The sequence below is a fragment of the Streptomyces sp. NPDC001920 genome (assembly GCF_053594495.1).
The window spans coordinates 291,093-316,383 of record NZ_JBSFEP010000012.1; the positions used below are offsets into that span (position 1 = coordinate 291,093).

General features: G+C 70.3%; 24 protein-coding genes. 17 read left to right on the top strand and 7 right to left on the bottom strand.

Annotated elements, in window-relative coordinates; all coding sequences use genetic code 11:
* Nucleotides 1-280 precede the first annotated feature (280 nt).
* The 7 genes from ACWCPI_RS22425 to ACWCPI_RS22455 all read left to right on the top strand — a co-directional run bounded on the left by ACWCPI_RS22425 (nucleotide 281) and on the right by ACWCPI_RS22455 (nucleotide 5,598).
* A complete protein-coding gene (locus tag ACWCPI_RS22425) occupies nucleotides 281-1,390 on the top strand; it encodes a SchA/CurD-like domain-containing protein (protein ID WP_451039761.1) in 1,110 nt (369 codons plus the stop codon).
* A gap of 45 nt (nucleotides 1,391-1,435) precedes the next feature.
* On the top strand, nucleotides 1,436-1,900 hold the full coding sequence (locus ACWCPI_RS22430; RefSeq protein ID WP_451039762.1) for a cupin domain-containing protein: 465 nt from the start codon (nucleotides 1,436-1,438) through the stop codon (nucleotides 1,898-1,900).
* Complete coding sequence (locus tag ACWCPI_RS22435) at nucleotides 1,897-3,165, top strand: beta-ketoacyl-[acyl-carrier-protein] synthase family protein (RefSeq protein WP_451039763.1); 1,269 nt, start codon at nucleotides 1,897-1,899, stop codon at nucleotides 3,163-3,165. The genes ACWCPI_RS22430 and ACWCPI_RS22435 overlap by 4 nt, the downstream gene beginning before the upstream one ends.
* Nucleotides 3,162-4,415 carry a ketosynthase chain-length factor gene (locus ACWCPI_RS22440; protein ID WP_451039764.1) on the top strand — a complete coding sequence of 418 codons (1,254 nt, stop codon included), beginning with the start codon at nucleotides 3,162-3,164 and terminating at the stop codon, nucleotides 4,413-4,415. The genes ACWCPI_RS22435 and ACWCPI_RS22440 overlap by 4 nt, the downstream gene beginning before the upstream one ends.
* A gap of 85 nt (nucleotides 4,416-4,500) precedes the next feature.
* On the top strand, nucleotides 4,501-4,767 hold the full coding sequence (locus ACWCPI_RS22445; RefSeq protein WP_451039765.1) for an acyl carrier protein: 267 nt from the start codon (nucleotides 4,501-4,503) through the stop codon (nucleotides 4,765-4,767).
* 1 nt (nucleotide 4,768) lies between these two features.
* On the top strand, nucleotides 4,769-5,248 hold the full coding sequence (locus tag ACWCPI_RS22450; protein ID WP_019754342.1) for an SRPBCC family protein: 480 nt from the start codon (nucleotides 4,769-4,771) through the stop codon (nucleotides 5,246-5,248).
* A gap of 26 nt (nucleotides 5,249-5,274) precedes the next feature.
* Nucleotides 5,275-5,598 (top strand): TcmI family type II polyketide cyclase, encoded by a 324-nt coding sequence (locus tag ACWCPI_RS22455; RefSeq protein ID WP_388801414.1) that lies wholly within the window; start codon nucleotides 5,275-5,277, stop codon nucleotides 5,596-5,598.
* A gap of 61 nt (nucleotides 5,599-5,659) precedes the next feature.
* On the opposite strand, the gene ACWCPI_RS22460 is transcribed toward ACWCPI_RS22455, so the two are convergent.
* Both ACWCPI_RS22460 and ACWCPI_RS22465 read right to left on the bottom strand, forming a co-directional pair.
* Nucleotides 5,660-6,625 (bottom strand): amidohydrolase family protein, encoded by a 966-nt coding sequence (locus ACWCPI_RS22460; protein WP_451039766.1) that lies wholly within the window; start codon nucleotides 6,623-6,625, stop codon nucleotides 5,660-5,662.
* Between the two features lie 86 nt (nucleotides 6,626-6,711).
* Nucleotides 6,712-8,343 carry an FAD-dependent oxidoreductase gene (locus ACWCPI_RS22465; RefSeq protein ID WP_451039767.1) on the bottom strand — a complete coding sequence of 544 codons (1,632 nt, stop codon included), beginning with the start codon at nucleotides 8,341-8,343 and terminating at the stop codon, nucleotides 6,712-6,714.
* 157 nt (nucleotides 8,344-8,500) lie between these two features.
* Between ACWCPI_RS22465 and ACWCPI_RS22470 the strand changes: the two genes are divergently transcribed.
* The 5 genes from ACWCPI_RS22470 to ACWCPI_RS22490 all read left to right on the top strand — a co-directional run bounded on the left by ACWCPI_RS22470 (nucleotide 8,501) and on the right by ACWCPI_RS22490 (nucleotide 12,814).
* Nucleotides 8,501-9,769: a cytochrome P450 family protein gene (locus ACWCPI_RS22470; RefSeq protein ID WP_451039768.1), complete on the top strand. Its 1,269-nt coding sequence runs from the start codon at nucleotides 8,501-8,503 to the stop codon at nucleotides 9,767-9,769.
* 10 nt (nucleotides 9,770-9,779) lie between these two features.
* Nucleotides 9,780-10,085 (top strand): antibiotic biosynthesis monooxygenase, encoded by a 306-nt coding sequence (locus tag ACWCPI_RS22475; RefSeq protein WP_019758394.1) that lies wholly within the window; start codon nucleotides 9,780-9,782, stop codon nucleotides 10,083-10,085.
* A gap of 62 nt (nucleotides 10,086-10,147) precedes the next feature.
* Nucleotides 10,148-10,657 carry a MarR family winged helix-turn-helix transcriptional regulator gene (locus tag ACWCPI_RS22480; protein WP_388801400.1) on the top strand — a complete coding sequence of 170 codons (510 nt, stop codon included), beginning with the start codon at nucleotides 10,148-10,150 and terminating at the stop codon, nucleotides 10,655-10,657.
* A gap of 49 nt (nucleotides 10,658-10,706) precedes the next feature.
* Entirely contained in the window at nucleotides 10,707-11,039 is a 333-nt protein-coding gene (locus tag ACWCPI_RS22485) for a DUF3817 domain-containing protein (protein WP_451039769.1), read from the top strand.
* A gap of 74 nt (nucleotides 11,040-11,113) precedes the next feature.
* Complete coding sequence (locus tag ACWCPI_RS22490; protein ID WP_451039770.1) at nucleotides 11,114-12,814, top strand: acyl-CoA mutase large subunit family protein; 1,701 nt, start codon at nucleotides 11,114-11,116, stop codon at nucleotides 12,812-12,814.
* A gap of 127 nt (nucleotides 12,815-12,941) precedes the next feature.
* On the opposite strand, the gene ACWCPI_RS22495 is transcribed toward ACWCPI_RS22490, so the two are convergent.
* Nucleotides 12,942-13,565 (bottom strand): TetR/AcrR family transcriptional regulator, encoded by a 624-nt coding sequence (locus tag ACWCPI_RS22495; protein ID WP_451039771.1) that lies wholly within the window; start codon nucleotides 13,563-13,565, stop codon nucleotides 12,942-12,944.
* Nucleotides 13,566-13,778: 213 nt separating this feature from the next.
* On the opposite strand from ACWCPI_RS22495, the gene ACWCPI_RS22500 reads away from it, so the two are divergent.
* The 4 genes from ACWCPI_RS22500 (at nucleotide 13,779) to ACWCPI_RS22515 (ending at nucleotide 18,204) form a co-directional block, all read left to right on the top strand.
* Entirely contained in the window at nucleotides 13,779-14,753 is a 975-nt protein-coding gene (locus ACWCPI_RS22500) for a tetratricopeptide repeat protein (RefSeq protein ID WP_451039772.1), read from the top strand.
* Between the two features lie 628 nt (nucleotides 14,754-15,381).
* Nucleotides 15,382-16,017, top strand: coding sequence for a DUF6230 family protein (locus ACWCPI_RS22505; RefSeq protein WP_451039773.1), 636 nt, complete (start codon nucleotides 15,382-15,384; stop codon nucleotides 16,015-16,017).
* 194 nt (nucleotides 16,018-16,211) lie between these two features.
* Nucleotides 16,212-16,814 carry a DUF6114 domain-containing protein gene (locus tag ACWCPI_RS22510; protein WP_451039774.1) on the top strand — a complete coding sequence of 201 codons (603 nt, stop codon included), beginning with the start codon at nucleotides 16,212-16,214 and terminating at the stop codon, nucleotides 16,812-16,814.
* The gene (locus ACWCPI_RS22515; RefSeq protein WP_451039775.1) at nucleotides 16,804-18,204 is read left to right on the top strand and encodes a hypothetical protein; all 1,401 of its coding nucleotides are present in this window, start codon (nucleotides 16,804-16,806) and stop codon (nucleotides 18,202-18,204) included. The genes ACWCPI_RS22510 and ACWCPI_RS22515 overlap by 11 nt, the downstream gene beginning before the upstream one ends.
* Before the next feature lie 97 nt (nucleotides 18,205-18,301).
* On the opposite strand, the gene pyk is transcribed toward ACWCPI_RS22515, so the two are convergent.
* From pyk to pta, 3 genes are all read right to left on the bottom strand, one after another.
* Entirely contained in the window at nucleotides 18,302-19,732 is a 1,431-nt protein-coding gene (gene pyk, locus ACWCPI_RS22520; protein ID WP_451039776.1) for a pyruvate kinase, read from the bottom strand.
* A gap of 107 nt (nucleotides 19,733-19,839) precedes the next feature.
* Entirely contained in the window at nucleotides 19,840-21,057 is a 1,218-nt protein-coding gene (locus ACWCPI_RS22525) for an acetate kinase (protein WP_451039777.1), read from the bottom strand.
* Nucleotides 21,054-23,174 carry a phosphate acetyltransferase gene (pta, locus tag ACWCPI_RS22530; protein WP_451039778.1) on the bottom strand — a complete coding sequence of 707 codons (2,121 nt, stop codon included), beginning with the start codon at nucleotides 23,172-23,174 and terminating at the stop codon, nucleotides 21,054-21,056. Before pta ends, ACWCPI_RS22525 begins: the two co-directional genes overlap by 4 nt.
* Before the next feature lie 211 nt (nucleotides 23,175-23,385).
* On the opposite strand from pta, the gene ACWCPI_RS22535 reads away from it, so the two are divergent.
* Nucleotides 23,386-24,411 (top strand): ATP-dependent 6-phosphofructokinase, encoded by a 1,026-nt coding sequence (locus ACWCPI_RS22535; RefSeq protein ID WP_388801368.1) that lies wholly within the window; start codon nucleotides 23,386-23,388, stop codon nucleotides 24,409-24,411.
* Here ACWCPI_RS22535 and ACWCPI_RS22540 read toward each other — a convergent pair.
* A complete protein-coding gene (locus ACWCPI_RS22540; RefSeq protein WP_451039779.1) occupies nucleotides 24,408-25,169 on the bottom strand; it encodes a helix-turn-helix domain-containing protein in 762 nt (253 codons plus the stop codon). The genes ACWCPI_RS22535 and ACWCPI_RS22540 overlap by 4 nt on opposite strands.
* Between the last annotated feature and the right edge of the window lie 122 nt (nucleotides 25,170-25,291).

The window sequence follows — 25,291 nt, forward strand, 5'->3', positions numbered from 1 at the left end:
CGCCGCCGCCCGGCGCCGCGCGAACAGCACGTCGCCGACCGCCCCTTCGGGTTCGTGCCGAGCGCCTGACGCCGTGTCGGCAGGTGCGCCCGCGCCTTCCGCCGTCCGGCCGCAGCTGCGAACGGACCACCGGCGAACGGCGGGCAGTTCCCTCAATTGGCCCGCATGGCTCGCGCCCCCCGTGCCGCTCACACACGATGAAGGCTCAGGGCCGACCGGAGTTCGCGCTGGTGGGACACGGACGGCCGCCGCTTGCTCCCGCGAAGGAAGGGTCTGCCGGATGACCACTTCGCCCTACACCTCCCAGTCGGCGTTCGACGGCTCCAGGATGCGCGTCACCCTTCTGGTCGACCTCCACGAAGGCGCCCAGGAGGAGTTCCTCGACGCGTACGAGCAGATGCGCGACCGAGTCGCCTCGGTCCCCGGCCACCTCGGTGACCAGCTGTGCCAGTCGCTGGAGAACCCGTCCCAGTGGCTCATCACGAGCGAATGGGCGACCGCCCCGCCGTACCTCGCCTGGGTGAACAGTGAAGAGCACCTCGAAACGGTCAAGCCCCTGCAGAACTGCGTCCGAGAACTGAGGTCGATGCGTTACGGCATCGTCCGTGAGACCGGCGGCGCCCGCCCGGGCATCGGCGGCCTCCAGCCATCCGCACGACTCGGCGACGGCGTCACGCGCCACGCCCTGACCTTCACCGTCAAGCCCGGCTCCGAGTCCAAGGTCGCCGAGATCCTCGCCGGCTACGCGCCGCCCGAGTCCCGCGTCGACGACTCCACACGGCTGCGCCGCACCACCCTCTTCATGCACGGCAACCGGGTCGTGCGCACCGTCGAGGTGGAGGGCGACCTGACGGCGGCGCTGCGCCACGTCTCGCGGCAGCCCGAGGTGCGGGCCGTCGAGGAGGCCCTCAACCCGCATCTGGAGCAGCACCGGGATCTGACCGACCCCGAGTCCGCGCGGGCCTTCTTCGTCCGCGCCGCCATGCCGGCCGTCCACCACGTGGCCCGCGGCGGCCCCGAACCGGACGGCATCACCCGGCACGCCCTCTACTACCCCGCCCGTGAGGGCTGCGGGATGGCCCTGGCCCGGCTGCTCTCCCGGCAGGACGAGACCGCGGCGGCCGACCCCGCGAGCCCCGTGCACCGCAGCACCGTCTTCCAGCGCGAGGACATCGTCGTCCGCCTCATCGACGTGACGGGCGACCCCGAGACCGACCCGGTCCGGGCGCTCGGCGTCCACGGCCCCAGGAAGGCCGCGGTACTGGCACGGCTGCTCGACGGCGCCGCCCTCGGCGTGACCGAACCGCCCACGGGCGAGCGGGACGCGACCCGTCTCCTGACGCACGCCGACATGAGGCTCATCACCGACCGCAGGGCTGCGCAGTCCTGACCGCGCAGGGACCGACACCCCATCGAACGACCTGGAGACACAAGCATGGAGAAGATGCGCCCGCGCGTCGTGGACGTGAGAGAGATCGAGCCCAACCGCAAGCGCGGCGGTGACCTGCGCACCCTGCTCACCCCTGTCACGGTGGGCGCCACGAGCGGCTTCATGGGCCTGGCCATCATGCGGCCCGGCGAACGCATCAGCGAGCACTACCACCCCTACTCCGAGGAGTTCGTGTACGTCGTCGAGGGCCGGCTGGAGGTCGACCTGGATGGCGAAACGTTTCCTCTCCGCTCCGACCAGGGCCTCATGATCCCCATCAACATGCGGCACCGGTTCCGCAACGTCGGCGACGAGGAAGCCCGCATGGTCTTCCATCTGGGCCCGCTCGCGCCCAAGCCGAGCCTCGGCCACGTCGACACCGAGGCCCCGGAGATCAGCGACGACATCAAGGCGTACCCCCTCGTCCAGGAGGAGGACGGGCAGCCCGAACGACCGGGGGTCCTGTCGTGACCCGGCGGGTGGCGGTCACCGGCATAGGTGTGGTCGCTCCGGGAGGCATCGGGGTCCCCGCGTTCTGGGACCTCCTCGCGAGCGGCCGTACCGCGACACGTGGCATCACCCTGTTCGACCCCAAGGGACTGCGCTCCCGCATCGCCGCCGAGTGCGACTTCGACCCCCTCGCCCACGGCCTGGACCCCGAGCTGGTGGAACGCTCAGACCGGTACATCCAGTTCGCCCAGGTCGCCGCCGCCGAGGCCGTGGCCGACAGCGGCGTCGACTTCGCCGCGGAGAACCCCTGGCGCGTGGCCGTGTCCCTGGGCAGCGCGGTGGGCGGCACGACCCGCCTGGAGCACGACTACGTCCTGGTCAGCGAGCGCGGCCGACGCTGGGACGTCGACCACCGCGCCGCCGAACCCGAGCTGCACCGGGCCTTCTCGCCCAGCACCCTCGCGGCCGACGTCGCCGAACGCTTCGGCGCCCAGGGGCCGGTGCAGACCGTCTCCACCGGCTGCACCTCCGGACTCGACGCGGTGGGCTACGCCTTCCAGACCATCGAGGAGGGCCGCGCCGACCTCTGCATCGCCGGGGCCTCGGACTCCCCGATCTCCCCGATCACCATGGCCTGCTTCGACGCCATCAAGGCCACGTCGCCCAACAACGACGACCCGGAACACGCCTCCCGGCCCTTCGACGCCCGCCGCGACGGGTTCGTCATGGGCGAGGGCGCCGCCGTCCTCGTCCTGGAGGAACTGGAGCACGCACGGGCACGCGGCGCGCACGTCTACTGCGAGATCGGCGGCTACGCCACCTTCGGCAACGCGTACCACATGACCGGTCTGACCAGTGAGGGCCTGGAGATGGCCCGCGCCATCGACGAGGCGCTCGCCCACGCCCGCGTGGACCCCACCGAGATCGACTACGTCAACGCGCACGGCTCCGGCACCCGCCAGAACGACCGGCACGAGACCGCCGCGGTCAAGAAGTCCCTGGGCGCCCACGCCTACGACACCCCCATGAGCTCGATCAAGTCCATGGTGGGCCACTCGCTGGGCGCGATCGGCGCGATCGAGGTCGTCGCCTGCGTCCTCGCCCTGGCCCGGCAGGTGGTCCCGCCGACGGCCAACTACGAGACCCCGGACCCGGAGTGCGACCTGGACTACGTCCCGCGCACCGCACGCTCCCGCAGGCTCGACAACGTGCTCTCCGTGGGCAGCGGCTTCGGCGGGTTCCAGTCCGCGGTGCTCCTGACGGGGCCGGCTGGGAGGAAACGATGAGTGGTAGTGGCATACGCACCCGGCAGACCGCCGTCACCGGCATGGGCGTGGTCGCGCCCAACGGCCTGCACCCCGACACCTACTGGAAGTCCGTCAAGGAGGGCGCGAGCGTCCTCGACCGAATAACCAGGGAGGGCTGCGAGCACCTCCCCCTCCGCGTCGCCGGCGAGGTCCGCGGATTCGACCCGTCGGCGCTCATCGAGGAGACCTTCCTCGTCCAGACCGACCGTTTCACCCACTACGCCCTGGCCGCCGCCGACGCCGCCCTCAAGGACGCGGGACTGAGCACCACCGCCGCCGACTCGCCGTACTCCGTCGGCGTGGTGACCGCGGCCGGATCCGGCGGCGGCGAGTTCGGCCAGCGGGAACTGCAGAAACTCTGGGGGCAGGGGTCCCGGTTCGTCGGGCCCTACCAGTCGATCGCCTGGTTCTACGCGGCCAGCACCGGGCAGATCTCCATCCGCAGCGGCTTCAAGGGACCCTGCGGGGTGGTGGCCAGCGACGAGGCGGGCGGCCTGGACGCCGTCGCGTACGCCGCCCGGGCCGTGCAGCGGGGCACGGACGTGGTCGTCGTCGGGGCGGCCGAGGCGCCGCTCGCCCCGTACTCCGGGGTCTGCCAGCTCGGCTATCGCGAGCTCAGCACCGTCGAGGACCCGGCCCGCGCCTACCGCCCCTTCACCTCCGCGGCCTGCGGCTTCGTACCCGCCGAGGGCGGTGCCGTACTGATCGTCGAGGACCTGGACCGGGCGCGGCGCCGCGCCACGCCCGTACGGGCCACCGTGGCGGGACACGCCGCCACCTTCACCGGGGCCTCGCGCTGGGACCGGTCCCGGGAAGGGCTCGCGCAGGCCGTCCGCGGCGCCCTCGACGAGGCCGGCTGCGCCCCGGAGGAGATCGACGTGGTCTTCGCCGACGCCCTGGGCGTACCCGAGGCGGACCGCGCCGAGGCGCTCGCCCTCGCCGACGCCCTCGGCCCGCACGGCACCCGGGTGCCGGTCACGGCCCCCAAGACCGGCATCGGACGGTCCTACTGCGGGGCGCCCCTGCTCGACATCGTGGCCGCGGTGCTGGCCATGGAGCACGGGCAGATCCCCCCGACACCGGGCGTCTTCGACATCTGCCACGACATCGACCTGGTGACCGGCACGGCCCGTCCCGCCGAACTGCGCACCGCGCTGATCCTCAGCAGGGGCCTGATGGGCTCCAACGCGGCGCTGGTGCTGCGCAAGGGCCCCGGGGTCCCCCTCTAGAACGGCTGCCGCCCGGCCGGCGCCGTGGACGAGCACCGGCCCGGCGGCACCCACCCTCACCACCGGTACGACAAGGAGAACGGACATGACCACCGAAGCGACCCGACTGACCGTCGAGGAACTGGCCGCGCTGATGAAGAAGGCCGCCGGCGTGAGCGTCGACCCGCAGGACCTCCGGGCCCGCGCGGACGCCCCCTTCGCCGACTTCGGCCTGGACTCGCTCGGTCTCCTCGGCATCGTGGGCGAGCTGGAGAACCGGCACGGCCGGGCGCTGCCCACCGACGCGGAGCGCAGCAAGAGCCCCCGCGCCTTCCTCGACCTCGTCAACGGCGCACTCACGACAGGAGCCTGACGTGCCTGGACACACCGAGAACGAGATCACCATCGCCGCACCCGTCGACCTCGTCTGGGACATGACGAACGACCTGGAGCGGTGGCCGCAGCTGTTCAGCGAGTACGCCTCCTGCGAGGTGCTGTCCCGCGAGGGCGACACGGTCACCTTCCGTCTGACCATGCACCCGGACGAGAACGGCAAGGTGTGGAGCTGGGTCTCGGAGCGGGTCGCCGACCGCGAGAAGCTCGTCGTGCGGGCCCGGCGGGTCGAGACCGGCCCGTTCGAGTACATGAACATCGTGTGGGAGTACGAGGAGACTCCCGCCGGCACCCGGATGCACTGGACGCAGGACTTCGCCATGAAGCCCGATGCCCCGGTCGACGACGCCGGGATGACGGACATCATCAACCGCAACTCGCCCATCCAGATGGCCCTCATCCGCGACCGGGTCGAGCAGGCCGCGGGCGAGCAGCGGTCCCCCTCCAGCACCCCGGCCTGAGCGACACCGTCGCCCGAGGAGAACTCATGCACCACGCCCTGATCGTCGCCAGGATGGCCCCGCAGTCGGCACCGGACATCGCCGGCGTCTTCGCGGACTCCGACCGCGGCGAACTCCCGCACCTCGTCGGTGTGACCCAGCGTTCCCTCTTCCAGTTCGGCGATGTGTACATGCACTTCATCGAAGCCGAACAGGACCCGGGCCCCGCCATCGCGAAGGTCGCCGGGCACCCCGAGTTCGTCGACATCAGCAGGAGGCTCGAAGCGTTCGTCAGTCCGTACGACCCGCAGACCTGGCGGGGTCCCAGGGACGCGATGGCGCGGCGCTTCTACCACTGGCAGCGCGACTGAACCAGGCAGGCCGCCGCCCGCGCCGGATCGGTGCGGGCGGCGGCCTGCGTGCCGCGTTCGCTCAGCGCGCGAGCGCCGGCATCAGCCGCAGCGCGTTCTCCCGGTTGATGTCCTGCAGCTGCTGCTCCGTCAGGAAGGGATCGCTGTCCAGCGCGGGCGCCACGCTGTCGGCGATGACATGCGCCGGGGTGGGCGGCCAGTCCGTGCCGAACAGGATGCGGCCCGGGTCCACCGTGGCCAGCAGCGTGGGCGTCGCCGAGGGGGACATGGGGCCGGCCGTGTCGAAGTAGAACCGGTGCAGGTAGTCACGGACCCGGCCGGGCTCGATGGCCGGGGTGATGCGCCCGCCGAAGAGTTCCAGCCGGGTGGCCATGTACGGCAGGAAGCCACCGCCGTGCGGGAGGACGAAGCTGAGGTTCGGATAGCGGTCCAGGGTGCCGTTCCTGATGAGGTTGACGGCCGCGCGGGTGGTGTCCATCAGGAAGTCGCACACGAAGGGCGGCATCCCCGGCAGTGCCGCACCGCCGTCCCTGCCTCCGGCGGGCACCTCCATGGGGTGCGTGCTGATGACCGCGGAACGTTCGTCCAGCTCCCGCAGGAGGCGGTCGTGCGACTCGTCCCCGAGGACCGCGCCGTCCACGCTGGTGCGGGTGCTCACCCCGACGGCGCCGAGCTCGTCGAGCCCGTGCCGCACGCTCCACTCGGAGAGTTCGAGGTCGTCGAGGAACACGGGCGTGAAGAAGGCGAAGCGCCGGGGGTGGCTCTCGACGACCTCGGCCGCGGCCCGCAGGGCGATGCGTGCGCTCTCCTTGCGCTCGGCGCGCTCCCGGAACCGGCCGAGCATCGCGACGGTCATCACGGAGGTCTCGATGCCCGTCTTGTCCATGACCTCCAGGGCCGTGCCCAGGTCCCAGCGGGTCCACCAGGGCAGCTTCTCGCGGTCGACCACGCCTCGTTCCTCGGCCCAGTCCAGCCAGGCGGGAGCGGTGAAGTGGTGATGGACGTCGACGCGTCCGGCAAGGCTCATAACAACGTCCTCGGGGTGAGTGGGGTGGAGGCAGGCCGGAAGGTGCGGCCCGCCCGAAGCGCGGTCCGCGCAGTCCGGCAGGGAGGTCAGTCGCGGCAGAGCACCGTCTGCAGCACCTGCGTCAGGACACGGTCGGCGTCCGGCATCGCCGCGTCCGCCCGCCAGGCGACGAAGCCGTCCGGGCGTACGAGGACCGCACCGTCCTCGGCCGTGCCGTGCAGTTCGGCCCAGTCGGCGTCGGCCTCGGGGCAGAGGTCGTGGTCGGGCCCCGTGCCCACGAGGTACACCTCGACCGGGACGCCGAGGTTCGAGGCGGCCTTCTCCGCCGCGGTCCGCCACTTGTGCCCCCCGGACCCGGTGACCAGCACGAAGGTGCGCTCGTACAGGTCGAGCGTGGAGATCCGCTCCCCGTCCCTCATGACCCACATGTGGGGGGCGCGGCTGCCCGGCTCGCCGCCCAGGTGGAAGGCGTCGGGGACGATCGGCCGCTCGGACGGGGCGCCCACCACGGCGTCGGAGGCGTACCGGTAGCACAGGGCGACGGTCATCAGGTCCGCCGGGTCGTTGTTGCGGCCCGCGGCGGGACTGAACCCCGGGTGCTGTTCGTCGGCCGCCTGGACGCACGCGCGGGTGCCGGTCGCGAGGGCGACGGGGCGCCGCTCACCGCCGTAGGAGTCGAGCAGCCGCGGCCCGGCCCAGCCGCGCAGCACCGCGGCCAGCTTCCAGGCGAGGTTGTGGGCGTCCTGGATGCCGGTGTTGGAGCCGAACGCCCCGGTGGGCGGCATCTCGTGGGCCGAGTCACCGGCCAGGAAGACCCGGCCCTCGCCGTAGCTGTCGGCGACCCGCTTCGAGGCGTGCCAGGGGGCCCTGCCGGTGATCTCGACGTCGATGTCGGCCACCCCGACCGCGGCGCGGATGTGGGCCGCCAGCCGCTCGTCGGTGAAGTCCTCCAGCTCCTCGTTCCGGTCGGGATACCAGGGAACGTGGATCACCCAGCGCTCCTCGTTGTCCACCGGCAGCAGGGCACCCTCACCCGCGGGGTCGGTGACGTAGCAGACGACGAATCGTTTCTCTCCGACGTGGTTCCTCAGCGTCCGGCTCCGGAAGGTGACGCTGACGTTGTGGAACAGCTCGCCCGGCCCCGACTGGCTGATCCCCAGCGCGCCGCGGACGGGGCTCCGGGGGCCGTCGGCGGCCACCAGGAAGCCGGCGTCCACGGTGTACGTCTCACCGGTGTCCCGGCTCATGACCTGGGCCCGTACCCCGTTCGCGTCCTGCGTGAAGGAGAGCATCTCGGCACCGAAGCGGATGTCGGCGCACTGCTGACGGGCGTAGTCCAGCAGCACGGGCTCCAGGTCGTTCTGGCTGCACAGGCACCAGTCCGAGGAGCTGACCCGGGTGACGTCCATGCCGCCGGCGATGTCCCCGATGATCCAGCGGCGCTGCTTTCCGGTGAGGGTGTCGACCTGGAGGATTCCGTCGTTCCCGGCGAGCACACCGGCCGCCTGCCGGATACGTGACTCCAGGCCGGCGGTCCGGTAGATCTCCATGGTGCGCACGTTGTTGCCGCGCCCACGCGGGTGCGTCGACGTGGCGGCATGCCGCTCCACGAGCATGTGCTCGATTCCGAGGCGCCCCAGGAAAACCGAAGTGGAAAGACCCACCAGGGATCCGCCGACAATGAGAACTGGTACCGATTCCGCTTCGTGTCCACTCACGTCGACGATGTTTACCAGTTCGGACTCCGGCCCACACGTCGAGAGACGAGCCGACCCGTATGGCGCAGTGCCGTTTGCGCCGCGGTGCCGCCCGGGAAACCGTGGCATGACCGACGGAATCCGACCGCCGGAAACCACGCCTACCCCGGGACAGGTAATGACGCAAGCGTTCGCATCCGAGGAATCCGAGGCACTGTCGCCCGAGGAGGCCGCGGCCGCGGCCTCGTCCTGCAGCCGGGAGTTCCGCGCCAACCCGCACCCCGTGTACGCCACGCTCAGGGAAAAGGCGCCCGTCTGCCCGCTGTCACCGCCCCACGGCGTCGATACGTACCTGATCACGCGGTACGACGACGCCCGCGCGGCCCTGGCCGACCCCAGGCTCAGCAAGGACATGTACGGGGCCATCGACGCCTACCACCGCATCTTCGGTGACTCGTCGATCGCGCTGGACGACAACATGCTGTTCTCGGATCCGCCGAAACACACCAGGCTCCGCAGGATCGTCGGAAGCACCTTCACGCCGAAAAGGGTGGAATCACTGCGGACGCGTATCCAGCAGATCACCGACGATCTCCTGGACCAATGCCCGACATCGGGCCCGGTGAACCTGCTCCCGGAGTTCTGCTTCCCGCTCCCGATGCATGTGATCTGCGAGCTCCTGGGCGTCCCGGAAAACGAGCGCAAACAGGCTCAGGAATGGTCGGCAACCGTCGCTCAGACCGGATTCGGACCGGAAGCGAGAAAGGCGCTGGAAATCGCGGAGGGAAACCTGCGCGATTATCTGGTGGGGCTGTGCGCACGCAAGAGGAGCGAGCCCGACGGCGGCCTGCTCAGCGCGCTCGTCACCGCCCAGGACCAGGAGGGCGCCCTCACCGACCACGAGCTCGTGTCCACGGCGTGGGTGCTGCTCTTCGCGGGCCACAAGTCGACGGCGTACCAGATCGGCAACGCCGTCTACCACCTGCTCAGCCGCCCCGACCAGAAGGAACTGGCGCTCCGCGACGCGACATCCCTGACCTCGGCGATCGAGGAGATCTTCCGTTTCGAGACCTCCGTGGAGAACTCCACCTTCCGCTGGGCGAAGGAGGACATCGTGCTCCGCGACCAGCTCATCCCCAAGGGTGCGCTGGTGCAGATCTCCATCACCGGGGCCAACCGCGACCCGGAGATGTTCGCCGCGCCCGACGAGATGGACGTGCGGCGCAAGAACGTCCAGGCCACGCACCTGGCCTTCGGGTACGGCCCGCACTACTGCATCGGCGCGCCGCTGGCCCGCCTGGAGATGCACACCGCCCTCAGCTCGCTGTTCGGACGCTTCCCCCGCATGACCCTGGACGTGGCGCCCGAGGACGCGCGGTGGCTGACGGTGCCGTTCCCCGCCTTCCGCGGCCTCGCGGAACTCCCCGTCGTCCTCGACCCGTCCTGACGGGAGCGCCATGGAACGCGTGCGTGTAGTGCGGCTGCTGCGGGTGCGGGACGGCAGGGAGGCGGACTTCGTCGAGTCCTATCAGGGCGTGCTCCGGCGCGCCCTGCGCTTTCCCGGCCACCTCGGTGAGCAGCTGTGCCGCTCGCTGGACGACCCGGCCCGGTGGCTGCTGACCAGCGAGTGGGAAAGCCTGGAGGCCGTCAAGCGGTGGCGGACGGACCCCGACCACTCGGCCCTGGTCGAGCCGATGAACGCCTGTCTGCACGACGACCGGTGGACCGCGGTCTTCGAGGTGCGGGAGACGGTGCCGGGGTAAGGGTGCGACCGATGGGCGAGACGGGGCTGACCACCATGTGACCGGCCGGTAAGGTCAGTCCCGTGCCGAAGCCGCTCAGTCTTCCCTTCGATCCCATCGCCCGCGCCGACGAACTCTGGAAGCAGCGCTGGGGCAATGTGCCGTCCATGGCCGCCATCACCTCGATCATGCGCGCACACCAGATCCTGCTCGCCGAGGTCGACGCGGTGGTCAAGCCGTACGGGCTGACGTTCGCGCGGTACGAGGCCCTGGTGCTGCTCAACTTCTCGAAGGCCGGCGAACTGCCGATGTCCAAGATCGGCGAGCGTCTCATGGTGCACCCCACCTCGGTGACGAACACCGTCGACCGGCTGGTCAGATCGGGCCTGGTCGACAAGCGGCCCAACCCCAACGACGGGCGCGGCACCCTCGCCTCCATCACCGACAAGGGCCGCGAGGTCGTCGAGGCGGCCACCCGGGACCTGATGGCGATGGACTTCGGCCTCGGCGTGTACGACGCCGAGGAGTGCGCGGAGATCTTCGCGATGCTGCGACCGCTCAGGATCGCGGCCCACGACTTCGACGAGGGCTGACCCGGGGCCGGGGCAAGATCTTCCGGAACGGGTGGTTACGCTCGTACGCATGAAGAAGAGCGTCCTGACCCGCTACCGGGTGATGGCCTACGTCACCGCCGTCATGCTGCTCGTGCTGTGCACCTGCATGGTGTTCAAGTACGGCTTCGACACGGGCGAGGACGTCACCTTCGCCGTCTCCCAGGTGCACGGCTTCCTCTACATCATCTACCTGATCTTCGCCTTCGACCTCGGCTCCAAGGCCAAGTGGTCGTTCGGCAAGCTGCTGTGGGTGCTGCTGTCCGGGACGATCCCCTTCGCCGCCTTCTTCGTCGAGCGCAAGGTCACGCGCAGCGTCGAACCGCTGATCGGTGAGCCGGCCCCGGCCGTCGCCAAGGCCTGACGAAACCGCCGTACGCACGCGTACGGCGGTTCTCCCATCGACATTTACTAGGACGTCCTAGTAAATTCGAGGGTATGGACGCTGACGCCATCGAGGAGGGCCGCCGCCGCTGGCAGGCCCGGTACGACTCCGCACGCAAGCGCGACGCGGACTTCACGACGCTCTCCGGGGATCCCGTGGAGCCGGTGTACGGGCCCCGGCCGGGAGACAGGTACGAGGGCTTCGAGCGGATCGGGTGGCCCGGCGAGTATCCCTACACCCGCGGGCTGTATCCCACCGGCTACCGGGGGCGGACGTGGACCATCCGGCAGTTCGCCGGGTTCGGGAACGCCGAGCAGACCAACGAGCGCTACAAGATGATCCTCCGCAACGGCGGAGGCGGTCTCTCCGTCGCCTTCGACATGCCCACGCTCATGGGCCGCGACTCCGACGACCCGCGCTCGCTCGGCGAGGTCGGGCACTGCGGTGTCGCCATCGACTCGGCCGCCGACATGGAGGTCCTGTTCAAGGACATCCCGCTCGGCGATGTGACCACGTCCATGACCATCAGCGGCCCGGCCGTACCCGTCTTCTGCATGTACCTGGTGGCGGCGGAGCGTCAGGGCGTCGACCCGGGTGTGCTCAACGGCACGCTGCAGACCGACATCTTCAAGGAGTACATCGCCCAGAAGGAGTGGCTCTTCCAGCCCGAGCCGCACCTGCGCCTCATCGGTGACCTCATGGAGTACTGCGCGGCCGGCATCCCCGCCTACAAGCCGCTGTCCGTCTCCGGCTACCACATCCGCGAGGCCGGTTCGACGGCCGCGCAGGAGCTGGCGTACACGCTGGCGGACGGGTTCGGGTACGTCGAGCTGGGCCTGTCGCGCGGGCTGGACGTGGACGTGTTCGCCCCCGGCCTGTCCTTCTTCTTCGACGCGCACGTCGACTTCTTCGAGGAGATCGCCAAGTTCCGCGCAGCGCGCCGGATCTGGGCACGGTGGATGCGGGAGGTGTACGGGGCGAAGAGCGAGAAGGCGCAGTGGTTGCGCTTCCACACGCAGACCGCGGGCGTCTCGCTGACCGCCCAGCAGCCGTACAACAACGTGGTGCGTACGGCGGTGGAGGCGCTGGCGGCGGTGCTCGGCGGGACGAACTCGCTGCACACCAACGCCCTCGACGAGACCCTCGCGCTCCCCTCCGAACAGGCCGCCGAGATCGCCCTGCGCACCCAGCAGGTCCTCATGGAGGAGACCGGCGTCGCCAACGTGGCCGACCCGCTGGGCGGTTCCTGGTACGTCGAGCAGCTGACGGACCGGATCGAGGCGGACGCCGAGAAGATCTTCGAGCAGATAAAGGAACGCGGGCTGCGGGCACACCCCGACGGGCAGCACCCGATCGGGCCGATCACCTCCGGAATCCTGCGCGGGATCGAGGACGGGTGGTTCACCGGGGAGATCGCCGAGTCGGCGTTCCGCTACCAGCAGGCGCTGGAGAAGGGCGACAAGAAGGTCGTCGGGGTCAACGCCCACACCGGTTCCGTCACCGGCGACCTGGAGATCCTGCGGGTGAGCCACGAGGTGGAGCGCGAGCAGGTACGGGTGCTGGGCGCGCGCAAGGAGGCCCGGGACGACCGAGCCGTACGGGCCGCGCTGGACGCGATGCTCGTCGCGGCGCGCGAGGGCGCCAACATGATCGAGCCGATGCTGGACGCCGTACGCGCCGAGGCGACGCTGGGTGAGATCTGCGGGGTGCTGCGCGAGGAGTGGGGGGTGTACACGGAGCCGGCGGGGTTCTGAGCCGACCGGGTGACATCAGGCGGGGAGGAGGCCTTTCCTCCCCGCGCCCGCAATGCTGTGCGCGGCGCGTGCGGTTCGGTGACCTGCGCCGGCCGTGACTCGGGACGGCCGTGACCCTGGACAGCCGTCAGCTGGCCGCTGATGCCGTGAGGCCGTTGAGCAGGAGCCGGGTGAAGGCGGTGACCCAGTCGGTGTCGACCGGCTCGGCGCTCACCAGAGCCCGGTGCACCACCGCGCCCGCGATCACGTCGAAGATCAGGTCGACCGTGCGCGCCGACTCCGACGGGTCCGACTCGGGCGGCAGCTCACCGCGGGCCTGGGCTCTGCTCCGGCCCTCCAGGACCAGGCCCTTCTGGCGGTTCACGATCGACTCGCGGATGCGCTGACGCAGGGCGTCGTCCCGCGTCGACTCCGAGACCACCGCCATCAGACCGCTCTTCGCCTCCGGGCGCGCCAGGATCGCCGCGAACTGCAGGACGACGCCCTCGATGTCGGCGGCGAGGGTGCCCCGGTCGGGCAGCCGGAGTTCGTCGAAGAGTTCGGCCACCGCGTCGACGACCAACTCGTTCTTGCCCGACCAGCGGCGATAGAGCGTCGTCTTCGCAACCCCGGCGCGGGTGGCCACGTCTCCCAGCGTGAGCTTGGACCAGCCCAGTTCGACCAGCGCCTGCCGTGTCGCGGCCAGGATCGCGGCGTCCGCGGCGGCGCTGCGCGGGCGTCCGGGGCGGGTGACGGCGGGACGGCTCTGCATGCCCCGACCATAAGCGCGTGGGGTTTGTGCGGCGCCGTGAGGGAGATCACGGGAGGGGGGTGTCCCCGGGACCCGCGCTGCCATTACGCTACGACTCGTAGCGAAAGCGATGACCACTGACGCGGGGTGGGGACCCGGCGTCGAACCACACATGACCGACCCGGCTTCCACACCGCTTTTCACAGTGCGCACCGAACGGGGGAGGATAGACGCATGCAGCCACGGAACATGTCCATGAGCGGAGTCGTCGACCTCGCCGCGGTGAAGGCGGCCCAGGAGGCCAAGGCGAAGGCGGAGCAGGCGCGTGCCGAGACCGCCCGGCAGGGCGGGGGAGGGGCGGTGTCGCCCGCGGACCTCGTCATCGATGTGGATGAGGCCGGGTTCGAGCGGGAGGTCCTGCAGCGCTCCGCCGAGGTGCCGGTCGTCATCGACTTCTGGGCCGAGTGGTGCCAGCCCTGCAAGCAGCTGAGCCCGGTGCTGGAGCGCCTGGCCGTCGAGTACAACGGCCGGTTCCTCCTCGCCAAGATCGACGTCGACGCCAACCAGATGCTGATGCAGCAGTTCGGCGTGCAGGGCATCCCCGCCGTGTTCGCCGTCGTCGCCGGGCAGGCGCTGCCGCTCTTCCAGGGGGCGGCGAGCGAGGCGCAGATCCGTCAGACGCTCGACCAGCTCGTCACCGTCGCCGAACAGCGCTTCGGCCTCACCGGTCTCGCCGTCGATCCGGACGCCGAGCCGGGTGGCGCCCAGCCCGCTCCGGCCACGCCGGCCGGGCCGTACGACGCGCTGCTGGAGGCCGCCGTACAGGCCCTGGACGCGGGCGACTTGGGCGGCGCCGTCCAGGCCTACAAGAACGTACTGAGTGAGGACCCGGCGAACAGCGAGGCCAAACTCGGGCTCGCCCAGGCCGAGTTGCTCCAGCGGGTGCAGGGGCTCGACCCTCAACAGGCGCGCAGGGACGCCGCCGAGAAGCCCGCCGACGTGCAGGCGCAGATCGCCGCCGCCGACCTGGATCTGGTGGGCGGGCATGTCGAGGACGCCTTCGGGCGGCTCATCGAGACCGTGCAGCGCACGGTGGGTGACGACCGGGACACCGTACGACTGAGGCTGCTGGAGCTGTTCGAGGTCGTGGGCGCCGAGGATCCGCGGGTGGCGGCGGCACGCAGGGCACTGGCCCGAGCACTGTTCTGACCAGTCACTAAACGCGATCGCGCGTGTTACCCGAGTGAAAGAACCTTCCGAAAGAGTGTCTCTGCGGCCGCGCTTTACCAAATCTTGGTAATCGCGGCCGCAGTTACTGCGGGTAAGTCATGGGCGTCGTTCTGCCGGATTCTGTCCGTTGAAACCTGGATTTATCCGGTCGCTAGACGCAACCCTGCGTCGTGGTTCGAGACCGGCGGGTCGTTGTTCGGTTATCCGGCCGTTACTACCGAGTAACGAAGCCCCTTGTGCGGGCGGCGAGAATGCACCACGATCGGCCACGCTCGGTCCATTCCCGCACCCCGACAGCCGGTCGGGTCACGGGAGTTCCTGGGTCCCCACCGAGCAGAGTCGGCGGCAGTGGCGCCGGCTCTTGGGCAGGGGGGTCTTCGCTCATCCGGCGAAGCCTGTCCAGCAAGGTTGTGCGTGATGCGTGTCAGGCGCGACCAGTGGTTGTCGCTCGGGGGTGATCGCCGGTGATTCGGGCGCGGTGCGCGCCACCGAGCGCGGGCGCTCTCCTTCCCGAGGACGTAGCACTTCTCCCATCCCTGCCCGGCTGAGCCGTCGAGCGTTCTGCGGCAGCCGGGACCAGGAGATGTACGTCCGAGAAGGAGGAAATATGGAGTCCCAGGTGCGTGGCGGGACCAGATGGAAGCGGTTCGCTGTGGTCATGGTGCCCAGCGTCGCCGCGGCCGCGGCGGTGGGTGTCGGGCTCGCGCAGGGTGCGCTGGCCGCGTCGTTCAGTGTCTCCGGCCAGCAGTTCAAGGTGAAGGCCGGTCACCTCGAAGGTACGGGCTTCGCCCAGTACGGCGGCATCGACACCGCCTACGAGACGGTCGAGGGCAAGAAGCAGAAGAAGGTCCCGGTCGCGATCTCGTCGTTCAAGGACGCGAAGATCACCAACATGTGCCAGTCGGTGGCGACGCCGATCCCCGGCATAGGCACCATCTATCTCCGCCTTGAGGCGGGGAAGAGCAAGCCGGTCACGGCGGAGAACCTCTACATCGACGTCGCCCAGCTCGACGCCGACGCGAAGTTCGAGGACATCGACATCGGCGTCGCGGTCAAGGACAAGACCCGTGGCCCCGAGGTCAAGCAGGGCGAGAGCGTGCTGCCGGGCGGCTTCGCCCAGCAGGCCAGGAAGGCGACGCTCACGAACGTGGAGCAGACGGCGTGGGCGACCACGGCGGGCACCTTCACGCTCAACGGCCTGTCGATGCGTCTTGGCACGGACAAGGACATGGAGTGCTTCTGACAGCCTCCCTGTCACGGGTACCGCGGGGCGGTTGAGCCGTCCCGCAGGGGCGGGGAAGTCACGGTTTCCCCGCCCCGCGGTCCCGGCCCGGCCGTTTTTGCCGGGCCCATCATCACAGACTCACACCTTCCGGCTTCTGAACGCCTACGGCCGAGCCGGTACGTACCTCCACCGGACCGAGGGAGCTGTTTTCCATGAGTGCCGAGACTCCGGTCCAGAGCGCCGGGACCTTCACCCGGCTGCGTCGGCGATTCCGTGACTGGCGGGGCAGTCGGCCGTTCTGGGCAGGGCTGTTCACCATCCTCGGCGGGGTGCCGATCGCCTACTTCCCCTACGCCACCCTGAAGCTGGGAACCATGTCGCTCACCATGGCGACCACCGCGGGTGCCGGCTCCCTCATCATCGGGGTCCTGCTGATCACGCTGGGCCTGACCATGTGGTTCCAGCAGGTCACGCGGGTCTTCGCCGGTGTCGCGGCGATCATCCTCGCTCTGGTGTCGCTGGTGGTCTCCAACATCGGAGGCTTCCTCATCGGCTTCCTGCTGTCGATGATCGGGGGCGCGCTCGCCGTCTCGTGGGTGCCGGCCAAGGGCCTGCCCGGGGCGACCGGGCCGCAGGACGCCGAAGAGGGCCCGACGGGCGAGGGCGCCCCCTTCCCCGGTGCCGAGGGCACCGCCGTGGAGCCGGGACAGCCGTTCCCGCCGCACCACACGCCCGCCGACTCCGGCCCCGGCCACGACGGCGAGGGGGACGGCCTGCGGGTCGAGGACCGTATCGGAGGGAACCGTGTCGGCTGAAGCGGACCGCGAGCAGATCCCTGCGGCCCCGGCACGGGCGAGAACGGGCCCCCGCCACGCGGCGCCCAAGAAGCCGCTGTTCACCAGACTGCAGATGCCGGCCGGCAAAGCGATAGCCATGGCGGCGATGCCGACCGCGGTTCTCATGGGCATGGGGTTCACGCCGACGCTGGCCCTGGCCGACGAGCAGCCGACGCCGCTCGCCAACAGCCTGACGGCCGACGAGTACAAGGACTGCGTGGCGGCTCTGGAGGGCGACGCGTCCGCGTCACCGTCTCCGGAGGCCGACGAGTCCGCAGACGAAGCGGCGGGGCCGACCCCGTCACCGTCGGCCTCCGCGGGATCCTCGGATTCGTCCGGATCCTCGGATTCGTCCGGATCCTCGGACTCCTCGGACTCCTCGGACTCCTCGGACTCCACGGGCACTTCGGGTTCCTCGGGCGCTTCGGGTGACTCCTCCTCGTCGGATTCAGGTTCCGACGACGCGGCGGAGCCCGCGCCCGCACCCTCCCCGAGCAAGTCGAGCGAGGCACAGTCCGGCGACGCGGCCACTCCGGCGCCGTCGGCGTCCGAGAGCGGCGGCAACCTGCTGGAGGACATCGGCGACGCGATCACGGGCATCTTCACCGGCGGTGAGCAGGAGACGGAGAGCCCGAGCCCGACGCCGTCCGCCTCGGCGTCCGAGAGCGCGAGCGAGCCGTCGCCGTCCGAGGACGGCGAGGACACCTCCGACACCGCCCAGGAGACCGCCGACGACGCCGCCGGCAAGGTCACCGACACGGTGGAGGACACCGTGAGGGACACGACCGGGACGGTGTCCGAGGCGGCCGAGGGCGCTTCCGAGGCGGCCGAGGAGGCGGCCGACGAGGCCACTGCCTCGCCGAGCCCGTCCGAGAGCGCCACACCGGACCCCGAGGACTGCCCCGCCGCCACGGACGACGAGGGCGGGATCGACAACAAGATCCTGGTGCCCGACGACCCCTGGTTCCTGGAGGCCAGCTCGCTGACCCTGAGGGGTGCCGACTACCAGGGCATCGTCGAGGTGAAGACCGCCGGCGGCAAGACCAAGAAGGTGCTGAAGTACGTCATCTCCGACGGCACCGAGATCGGCGACCTGCACCAGCTCGTCAAGGACAAGCAGTCCGGCAAGACGCACCACGTGCAGGCGGCCAAGGGCTCCAAGTCCACCATCACCGACGGCAAGACGGTGATGTACACCGAGAGCATCTCCGGCAACCTGCTCGGTCTGATCCCGGTGACGTTCGACCCGGAGCACCCGCCGCCGCTGAACATCCCGTTCATCCACTTCACCAAGGTGAAGGTCACGCAGGCCGGCCAGTTCGGCGGCACGCTGACGGTGCCGGGGCTGCGTCAGTACATCACCGACTGAGCCCGGCCAAGAGCCCGTCCGGGAGCCGCACACGGCTGTGGCCCGGTCCCTCGTGATCGAGGGGCCGGGCCACAGCCCTTTCGTCGCGGCGCTGCGGTCAGTCCCGCGCGCCTCCGCCCAGGTGGTGCACCCGGACCATGTTGGTCGTGCCGGGGACCCCGGGCGGGGAGCCGGCCGTGATGACCACGATGTCGCCCTCGTTGAACAGGCCGAGCTTGACGATCTCCTGGTCCACCAGCTCGACCATCTCGTCGGTGCTGCCCACGAACGGCACCACGTGCGGCTCCACGCCCCAGCTGAGCGTCATCTGGTTGCGGGTTTCCTCGTCCGTGGTGAACGCGATGATCTGCTGGGCGGCGCGATAGCGGCACAGACGGCGGGCGGTGTCGCCGGACTGGGTGAAGGCGACCAGGCCCTTGCCGCCGAGGAAGTCGGCGATCTCGCAGGCGGCGCGGGCGACCGAACCACCCTGGGTGCGGGGCTTCTTGCCGGGGACGAGCGGCTGCAGGCCCTTGCTCAGCAGCTCCTGCTCGGCCGCGGTGACGATCTTCGACATCGTCTTGACGGTCTCGACGGGGTACGCGCCGACCGAGGACTCCGCCGACAGCATGACGGCGTCCGCGCCGTCCAGGATCGCGTTGGCCACGTCGGAGGCCTCGGCGCGGGTCGGGCGGGAGTTGGTGATCATCGACTCCATCATCTGGGTCGCCACGATCACCGGCTTGGCGTTGCGGCGGCACAGCTCGATGAGCCGCTTCTGCACCATCGGGACCTTTTCGAGCGGGTACTCGACGGCCAGGTCGCCACGGGCCACCATCACGCCGTCGAACGCCATCACGACGTCCTCCATGTTGGCGACCGCCTGCGGCTTCTCCACCTTGGCGATGACCGGGACGCGGCGGCCGACCTCGTCCATGACCTTGTGCACGTCCTGCACGTCGTTCGCGTCCCGCACGAAGGACAGGGCGACCAGGTCGCAGCCCATGCGCAGCGCGAACCGCAGGTCCTCGACGTCCTTCTCCGACAGCGCCGGCACGTTCACGGCCGCGCCGGGCAGGTTGATGCCCTTGTGGTCGGAGACGACGCCGCCCTCGATGACGATCGTCCTCACCCGCGGACCCTCGACGTCCAGGACCTTCAGCTCGACGTTGCCGTCGTTGATGAGGATCTGGTCGCCGCGCGTGACATCGCCCGGCAGGCCCTTGTAGGTGGTCCCGCAGATGGACTTGTCACCCGGGACGTCCTCGGTCGTGATGACGAACTCGTCACCGCGCTCCAGCTCCACCGGGCCTTCGGCGAAGGTCTCCAGACGGATCTTGGGGCCCTGGAGGTCGGCGAGGACGCCGATCGCGCGGCCGGTCTCGGCGGCGGCGGCCCGGACGCGGTCGTACCGCCCCTGGTGCTCTTCGTGCGTGCCATGGCTGAAGTTGAAGCGGGCGACATTCATGCCCGCCTCGATCAGTGCGACAAGCTGTTCATGGGAGTCGACCGCGGGGCCGAGAGTGCAAACGATTTTCGAACGGCGCATGGGGCGATCCTATCGGTTTGTTTCGCTACGGAATATTCCGTCTGGCGGAAGATACAAATGGGCGGAACCTCGCTCAGTTGCGGTTACTGCTCAGTTCTGGTTACCGCTCAGTTGCTTTCCTCGACCAGCGCATACGTCTGTGTCGCGATTTCCAGTTCTTCATCCGTAGGCACCACGGCCACCGCAACCCGCGCGTGCGCCGGCGAGATCAGCCGCGGCTCGTCACTGCGTACGGCGTTCAGCCCGCCGTCCACCAGCAGGCCCAGCTCCTCCAGGCCCGCCACGGCCGCCTCCCGCACCGGCGCCGCGTTCTCACCGACCCCGGCGGTGAAGGCGATCGCGTCCACCTTGCCGAGCACCGCGTAATAGGCGCCTATGTACTTCTTCAGGCGGTGAATGTAGATGTCGAACGCGAGAGCGGCCTGCTGATCACCCTCCTCGATCCGGCGGCGGATCTCCCGCATGTCGTTGTCCCCGCACAGTCCGATCAGCCCGCTCTTCTTGTTGAGAAGAGTGTCGATCTCGTCCGTGGACATTCCGCCGACACGCATCAAATGGAAGATGACGGCCGGGTCCATGTCACCGGATCGCGTACCCATCACGAGCCCCTCCAAAGGCGTCAGCCCCATGGAGGTGTCCACGCACCGACCGCCTCGCACGGCGGACGCGGACGCGCCGTTGCCCAGGTGCAGCACGATGACGTTCACGTCCTCGGGCGCCTTGCCCAGCAGCTTCGCGGTGGCCCGGGAGACGTACGCGTGCGAGGTGCCGTGGAAGCCGTAGCGGCGGATGCGGTGGCGGTCGGCGGTCTCGACGTCGATCGCGTAGCGGGCGGCCGACTCCGGCATCGTCGTGTGGAACGCGGTGTCGAAGACGGCGACCTGGGGCAGGTCCGGGCGCAGCGCGCGGGCGGTGCGGATGCCGGTGAGGTTGGCCGGGTTGTGCAGCGGGGCGACCGGGATCAGCCGCTCGATCTCGGCGAGGACGGCGTCGTCGATGACGGTCGGCTCGGTGAAGTGCTTGCCGCCGTGCACCACCCGGTGGCCGATGGCGGCCAGTTCGGGCGAGTCGAGGCCGAGGCCGTCCCGGGCGAGTTCCGCCGACACGGCCTTCAGGGCGGCCTCGTGGTCGGCGATCGCCCCGGTCCACTCCCGGCTCTCGCCGCCGCCGCCGCCGGCGAGCGGCGTGTGCTTGAGCCGGGAGGTCTCCTCGCCGATGCGCTCGACGAGGCCCGCGGCCAGGCGGCTGCTGTCGCGCATGTCGAGCAGCTGGTACTTCACCGACGAGGAGCCGGAGTTGAGGACGAGGACACGGGTCGGGCTCACTGGGCGCTGGCCTTCTCGTTGAGGGACGGGGCGGGGGACTGGGCCTGGATCGCCGTGATGGCGACGGTGTTGACGATGTCCTGGACGAGGGCGCCGCGGGACAGGTCGTTGACCGGCTTGCGCAGGCCCTGCAGGACGGGTCCGACGGCGATCGCGCCGGCCGAGCGCTGCACGGCCTTGTAGGTGTTGTTACCGGTGTTGAGGTCCGGGAAGATCAGAACCGTCGCCTGCCCGGCGACCTCCGACCCCGGCAGCTTGGTCGCCGCGACGGACGGCTCCACGGCGGCGTCGTACTGGATGGGCCCCTCGATCTTCAGGTCGGGCCGCCGCACCCGCACCAGCTCGGTCGCCTCGCGCACCTTGTCGACATCGGCGCCCGAACCGGACGTACCCGTCGAGTACGACAGCATCGCGATCCGCGGCTCCACGCCGAACTGCGCGGCGGTCGCCGCCGACTGGATGGCGATGTCGGCCAGTTGCTCGGCGTTCGGGTCGGGGTTCACGGCGCAGTCGCCGTAGACGAGGACCCGGTCGGCGAGGCACATGAAGAAGACGGACGACACGATGGAGGCTCCCCCGGAGGGGGGACCCCCAGGCTTGGTCTTGATGATCTCGAACCCCGGCCGGATGGTCGCGGCGGTGGAGTGCACGGAGCCGGACACCATGCCGTCGGCGAGCCCCTCCTGCACCATCAGCGTGCCGAAGTAGTTCACGTCGGAGACGACGTCGTACGCCAGCTCCACCGTGACCCCCTTGTGGGCGCGCAGCTTGGCGTACTTCTCGGCGAAGGAGTCGCGCAGCTCGCTGGTCGCCGGGTCGATCAGCTCGCTGTCGCCCAGGTCGATGCCGAGATCGGCGGCCTGCTTGCGGATCCGGTCGACCGGCCCGAGCAGGGTGAGGTCGCAGACGTTGCGGCGCAGCAGCACCTCGGCGGCGTGCAGGACGCGGGGCTCGGTGCCCTCGGGCAGCACGATGCGGCGCATGTCCGAGCGGGCCCGCTCCAGCAGCTTGTGCTCGAACATCATCGGCGTGACCCGGTCGCTGCTCGGCGCCGAGACCCGCTTCAGCAGGTCGCCGGTGTCGACGTAACGCTCGAACAGGCCGAGGGCGGTCTCCGCCTTGCGGGGCGTCGCCGCGTTCAGCTTCCCCTCCAGGGCGAAGAGTTGTTCGGCGGTGGGGAAGCTGTAGCCCGGCACCGAGAGCACCGGGGTGCCCGGGGCGAGGCGGGAGGCGAGGGTGAGGATCTCGTCGCCGGGACGCTCGTTCAGGGTGAGCAGCAGACCCGCGATCGGCGGGGTGCCGGCGCTGTGCGCGGCCAGCGACCCGACGACCAGGTCGGCCCGGTCGCCCGGGGTGACGACCAGGCAGCCCGGGGTCAGCGCGGTCAGGAAGTTCGGCAGCATCGCACCGCCGAACACGAAGCCGAGGGCGTCGCGCGCGAGCCCGGAGTCGTCGCCGAGCAGGACCTCGGCGTCCAGGGACTGAGCTATCTGCGCGACGGTCGGCGCGGACAGGGCGGGCTCGTCGGGGACGACGTAGCAGGGCACGGGCAGCCGGGAGCGGAGCGCCTCGGCGATCTCGTCCCGGTCCTCCCGGGCGACCCGGTTGCTGACCATGGCGAGCACGTCGCAGCCCAGCCCGTCGTACGCCCGGTAGGCGTTGCGGGTCTCGGCGAGGACGGACTCGGCGGGCTGCTTGCGGCCGCCCACGACCGGGATCACGGAGGCGCCGAACTCGTTGGCGAGCCGGGCGTTGAGGGACAGCTCGTCCGGGAGCTGGGTGTCGGCGTAGTCGGTGCCGAGGACGAGGACGACGTCGTAGTCACGGGCGACGACGAGGAACCGGTCGACCAGCGTGGACACCAACTCGTCGGTCCCGCGCTCGGCCTGCAGGGCGGACGCCTCGTGGTAGTCCATGCCGTAGACCGTGGACGGCTCCTGGGAGAGGCGATAACGGGCGCGCAGCAGTTCGAACAAGCGGTCCGGGGAGTGGTGCACCAGCGGCCGGAACACCCCGACCCGGTCGACCTGCCGGGTCAGCAGCTCCATGACCCCCAGTTCGACGATCTGGCGGCCGTCGCCGCGGTCGATGCCGGTCACGTACACGCTGCGCGTCACGCGTGCTCTCCGTTTCGTCTGATGTCCGTCGTCTTCGTCCGCCGTCGTCACCGGGGCCGCAAAATCGCCCAGTGAGGTGAGCGAAACCCTCTTGACAATACCCCCGGCTGTGGATAAGGCGCCCGTCAGTAGGGGAGCGACAGCGTCCGTGCGGACATGAAACAATCGGACTGGCTCACCGGTATCAACAGCGAGCAGGAGACACAGCACGATGCGTATCGGAGTTCTCACCGCAGGCGGCGACTGTCCCGGCCTGAACGCCGTGATCCGGTCGGTCGTGCACCGGGCGGTGGACAACTACGACGACGAGGTCATCGGCTTCGAGGACGGTTACTCGGGCCTGCTGGACGGCCGCTACCGCGCCCTGGACCTGGACAGCGTGAGCGGCATCCTGGCCCGTGGCGGCACCATCCTCGGTTCCTCCCGGCTGGAGCGCGACCGCCTGCGCGAGGCCTGTGACCGGGCCGAGGACATGGTCGCGGACTTCGGTATCGACGCGCTGATCCCGATCGGCGGCGAGGGCACCCTGACGGCGGCGCGCATGCTGTCGGACGCGGGCCTGCCGGTGGTGGGCGTCCCCAAGACGATCGACAACGACATCTCGTCCACCGACCGCACGTTCGGCTTCGACACCGCGGTCGGTGTCGCCACGGAGGCCATGGACCGCCTGAAGACGACGGCCGAGTCCCACCAGCGTGTGATGGTGGTCGAGGTCATGGGCCGGCACGCGGGCTGGATCGCGCTGGAGTCCGGCATGGCGGCCGGCGCACACGGAATCTGCCTCCCGGAGCGCCCGTTCGACCCCGCCGACCTCGTGAAGATGGTCGAGGAGCGGTTCTCGCGCGGCAAGAAGTTCGCGGTGATCTGCGTCGCCGAGGGCGCCCACCCGGCCGACGGCACGATGGACTACGGCAAGGGCGAGATCGACCAGTACGGCCACGAGCGCTTCCAGGGCATCGGCACGGCACTCGCGTTCGAGCTGGAGCGCCGCCTCGGCAAGGAGGCCAAGCCGGTCATCCTCGGCCACGTCCAGCGCGGTGGCGTACCGACCGCGTACGACCGCGTCCTCGCCACCCGCTTCGGCTGGCACGCGGTGGAGGCCGCGCACCGGGGCGAGTTCGGCAGGATGACCGCGCTGCGGGGCACCGACGTGGTGATGGTGCCGCTGGCCGAGGCGGTCACCGAACTGAAGACGGTGCCCAAGGACCGGATGGACGAGGCCGAGTCGGTCTTCTAGCCGGTGCCGTGCTGGACCCTGGTCCAGAAGCGTTCCACGATCCGGTCGAGGAACTCCCGGCCGGCCGCGCTGGTCTCGCTGTTGCCGCCGCCCCAGCTCAAAGTGGCGGTCATCTGCCCCTGGTAGTCCTGGTGCAGCTCCTGCAGAGCGGTCTCCAGAACGCGCCGGTCCAGGGGCACCATCTTGCCGACCGGGCGGACGTACGCCTGCCAGCGCGTCGTCACGGCACTGCGCAGCAGTTCGGCGAGCCTGCCGTCGCGCCCCGTGACGGTGATGAGGTCGGGGATCGACAGGCCGAGCACCTCGGCCAGGGCGGCGGACTGGCGATCGGTGCCGCGCCAGTCGTCGTGCTCCTCCATGTGGAGATAGGCGGCCGGCTCGTGCCCGACGGTCCGGGCGACGTCCTCGGGCGCCAGGCCGCGGGCGATGCGGTGTTCACGCAGGGTGCGGGGCTTGCCGAGGAGCTCGCTGGGCGAGCACCACAGCACACCCGCGAGCGCGGTGAGTTCGGTGCTGGTCGGGGCGGCGATCTCACGTTCCCACGCGACGATCAGGTCCTGGGTGACATAGGGCAGTCCGTACGAGGCCCGCATGCCGTAGGCGACGTGCTCGGGCCCCATGTTGAGCGCGGTGCGGAGTCGGCGGGCGGCGGGGGCGTCGAACGGGGGAGTGGGCGGGGTCCGGTGACCGGACCGGCTGGTCCGGCCGGAGCGGTTCGGCTGGTTCGGTTGAGCTGGGGGTCGGCGCACGGGCCACAACGTAGGGCGAGCGGCGCGTGGTGACTACGGTCTGTTCGGCCAGGATCACGGATTGTAGGAAGATACGGCTACTCGCCGGTTCGTCGGCAGGGGGATCGCCCGCGCCGCCGGGTGGGCCGGAG

Excerpts from the sequence above, each read along its gene's own strand:
- ACWCPI_RS22425 (WP_451039761.1), top strand. The coding sequence starts at position 281 with ATGACCACTTCGCCCTACACCTCCCAGTCGGCGTTCGACGGCTCCAGG.
- ACWCPI_RS22430 (WP_451039762.1), top strand. The coding sequence starts at position 1,436 with ATGGAGAAGATGCGCCCGCGCGTCGTGGACGTGAGAGAGATCGAGCCC.
- ACWCPI_RS22440 (WP_451039764.1), top strand. The coding sequence starts at position 3,162 with ATGAGTGGTAGTGGCATACGCACCCGGCAGACCGCCGTCACCGGCATG.
- ACWCPI_RS22445 (WP_451039765.1), top strand. The coding sequence starts at position 4,501 with ATGACCACCGAAGCGACCCGACTGACCGTCGAGGAACTGGCCGCGCTG.
- ACWCPI_RS22455 (WP_388801414.1), top strand. The coding sequence starts at position 5,275 with ATGCACCACGCCCTGATCGTCGCCAGGATGGCCCCGCAGTCGGCACCG.
- ACWCPI_RS22460 (WP_451039766.1), bottom strand. The coding sequence starts at position 6,625 with ATGAGCCTTGCCGGACGCGTCGACGTCCATCACCACTTCACCGCTCCC.
- ACWCPI_RS22470 (WP_451039768.1), top strand. The coding sequence starts at position 8,501 with ATGACGCAAGCGTTCGCATCCGAGGAATCCGAGGCACTGTCGCCCGAG.
- ACWCPI_RS22475 (WP_019758394.1), top strand. The coding sequence starts at position 9,780 with ATGGAACGCGTGCGTGTAGTGCGGCTGCTGCGGGTGCGGGACGGCAGG.
- ACWCPI_RS22485 (WP_451039769.1), top strand. The coding sequence starts at position 10,707 with ATGAAGAAGAGCGTCCTGACCCGCTACCGGGTGATGGCCTACGTCACC.
- ACWCPI_RS22490 (WP_451039770.1), top strand. The coding sequence starts at position 11,114 with ATGGACGCTGACGCCATCGAGGAGGGCCGCCGCCGCTGGCAGGCCCGG.
- ACWCPI_RS22495 (WP_451039771.1), bottom strand. The coding sequence starts at position 13,565 with ATGCAGAGCCGTCCCGCCGTCACCCGCCCCGGACGCCCGCGCAGCGCC.
- ACWCPI_RS22500 (WP_451039772.1), top strand. The coding sequence starts at position 13,779 with ATGCAGCCACGGAACATGTCCATGAGCGGAGTCGTCGACCTCGCCGCG.
- ACWCPI_RS22505 (WP_451039773.1), top strand. The coding sequence starts at position 15,382 with ATGGAGTCCCAGGTGCGTGGCGGGACCAGATGGAAGCGGTTCGCTGTG.
- ACWCPI_RS22510 (WP_451039774.1), top strand. The coding sequence starts at position 16,212 with ATGAGTGCCGAGACTCCGGTCCAGAGCGCCGGGACCTTCACCCGGCTG.
- pyk (WP_451039776.1), bottom strand. The coding sequence starts at position 19,732 with ATGCGCCGTTCGAAAATCGTTTGCACTCTCGGCCCCGCGGTCGACTCC.
- ACWCPI_RS22535 (WP_388801368.1), top strand. The coding sequence starts at position 23,386 with ATGCGTATCGGAGTTCTCACCGCAGGCGGCGACTGTCCCGGCCTGAAC.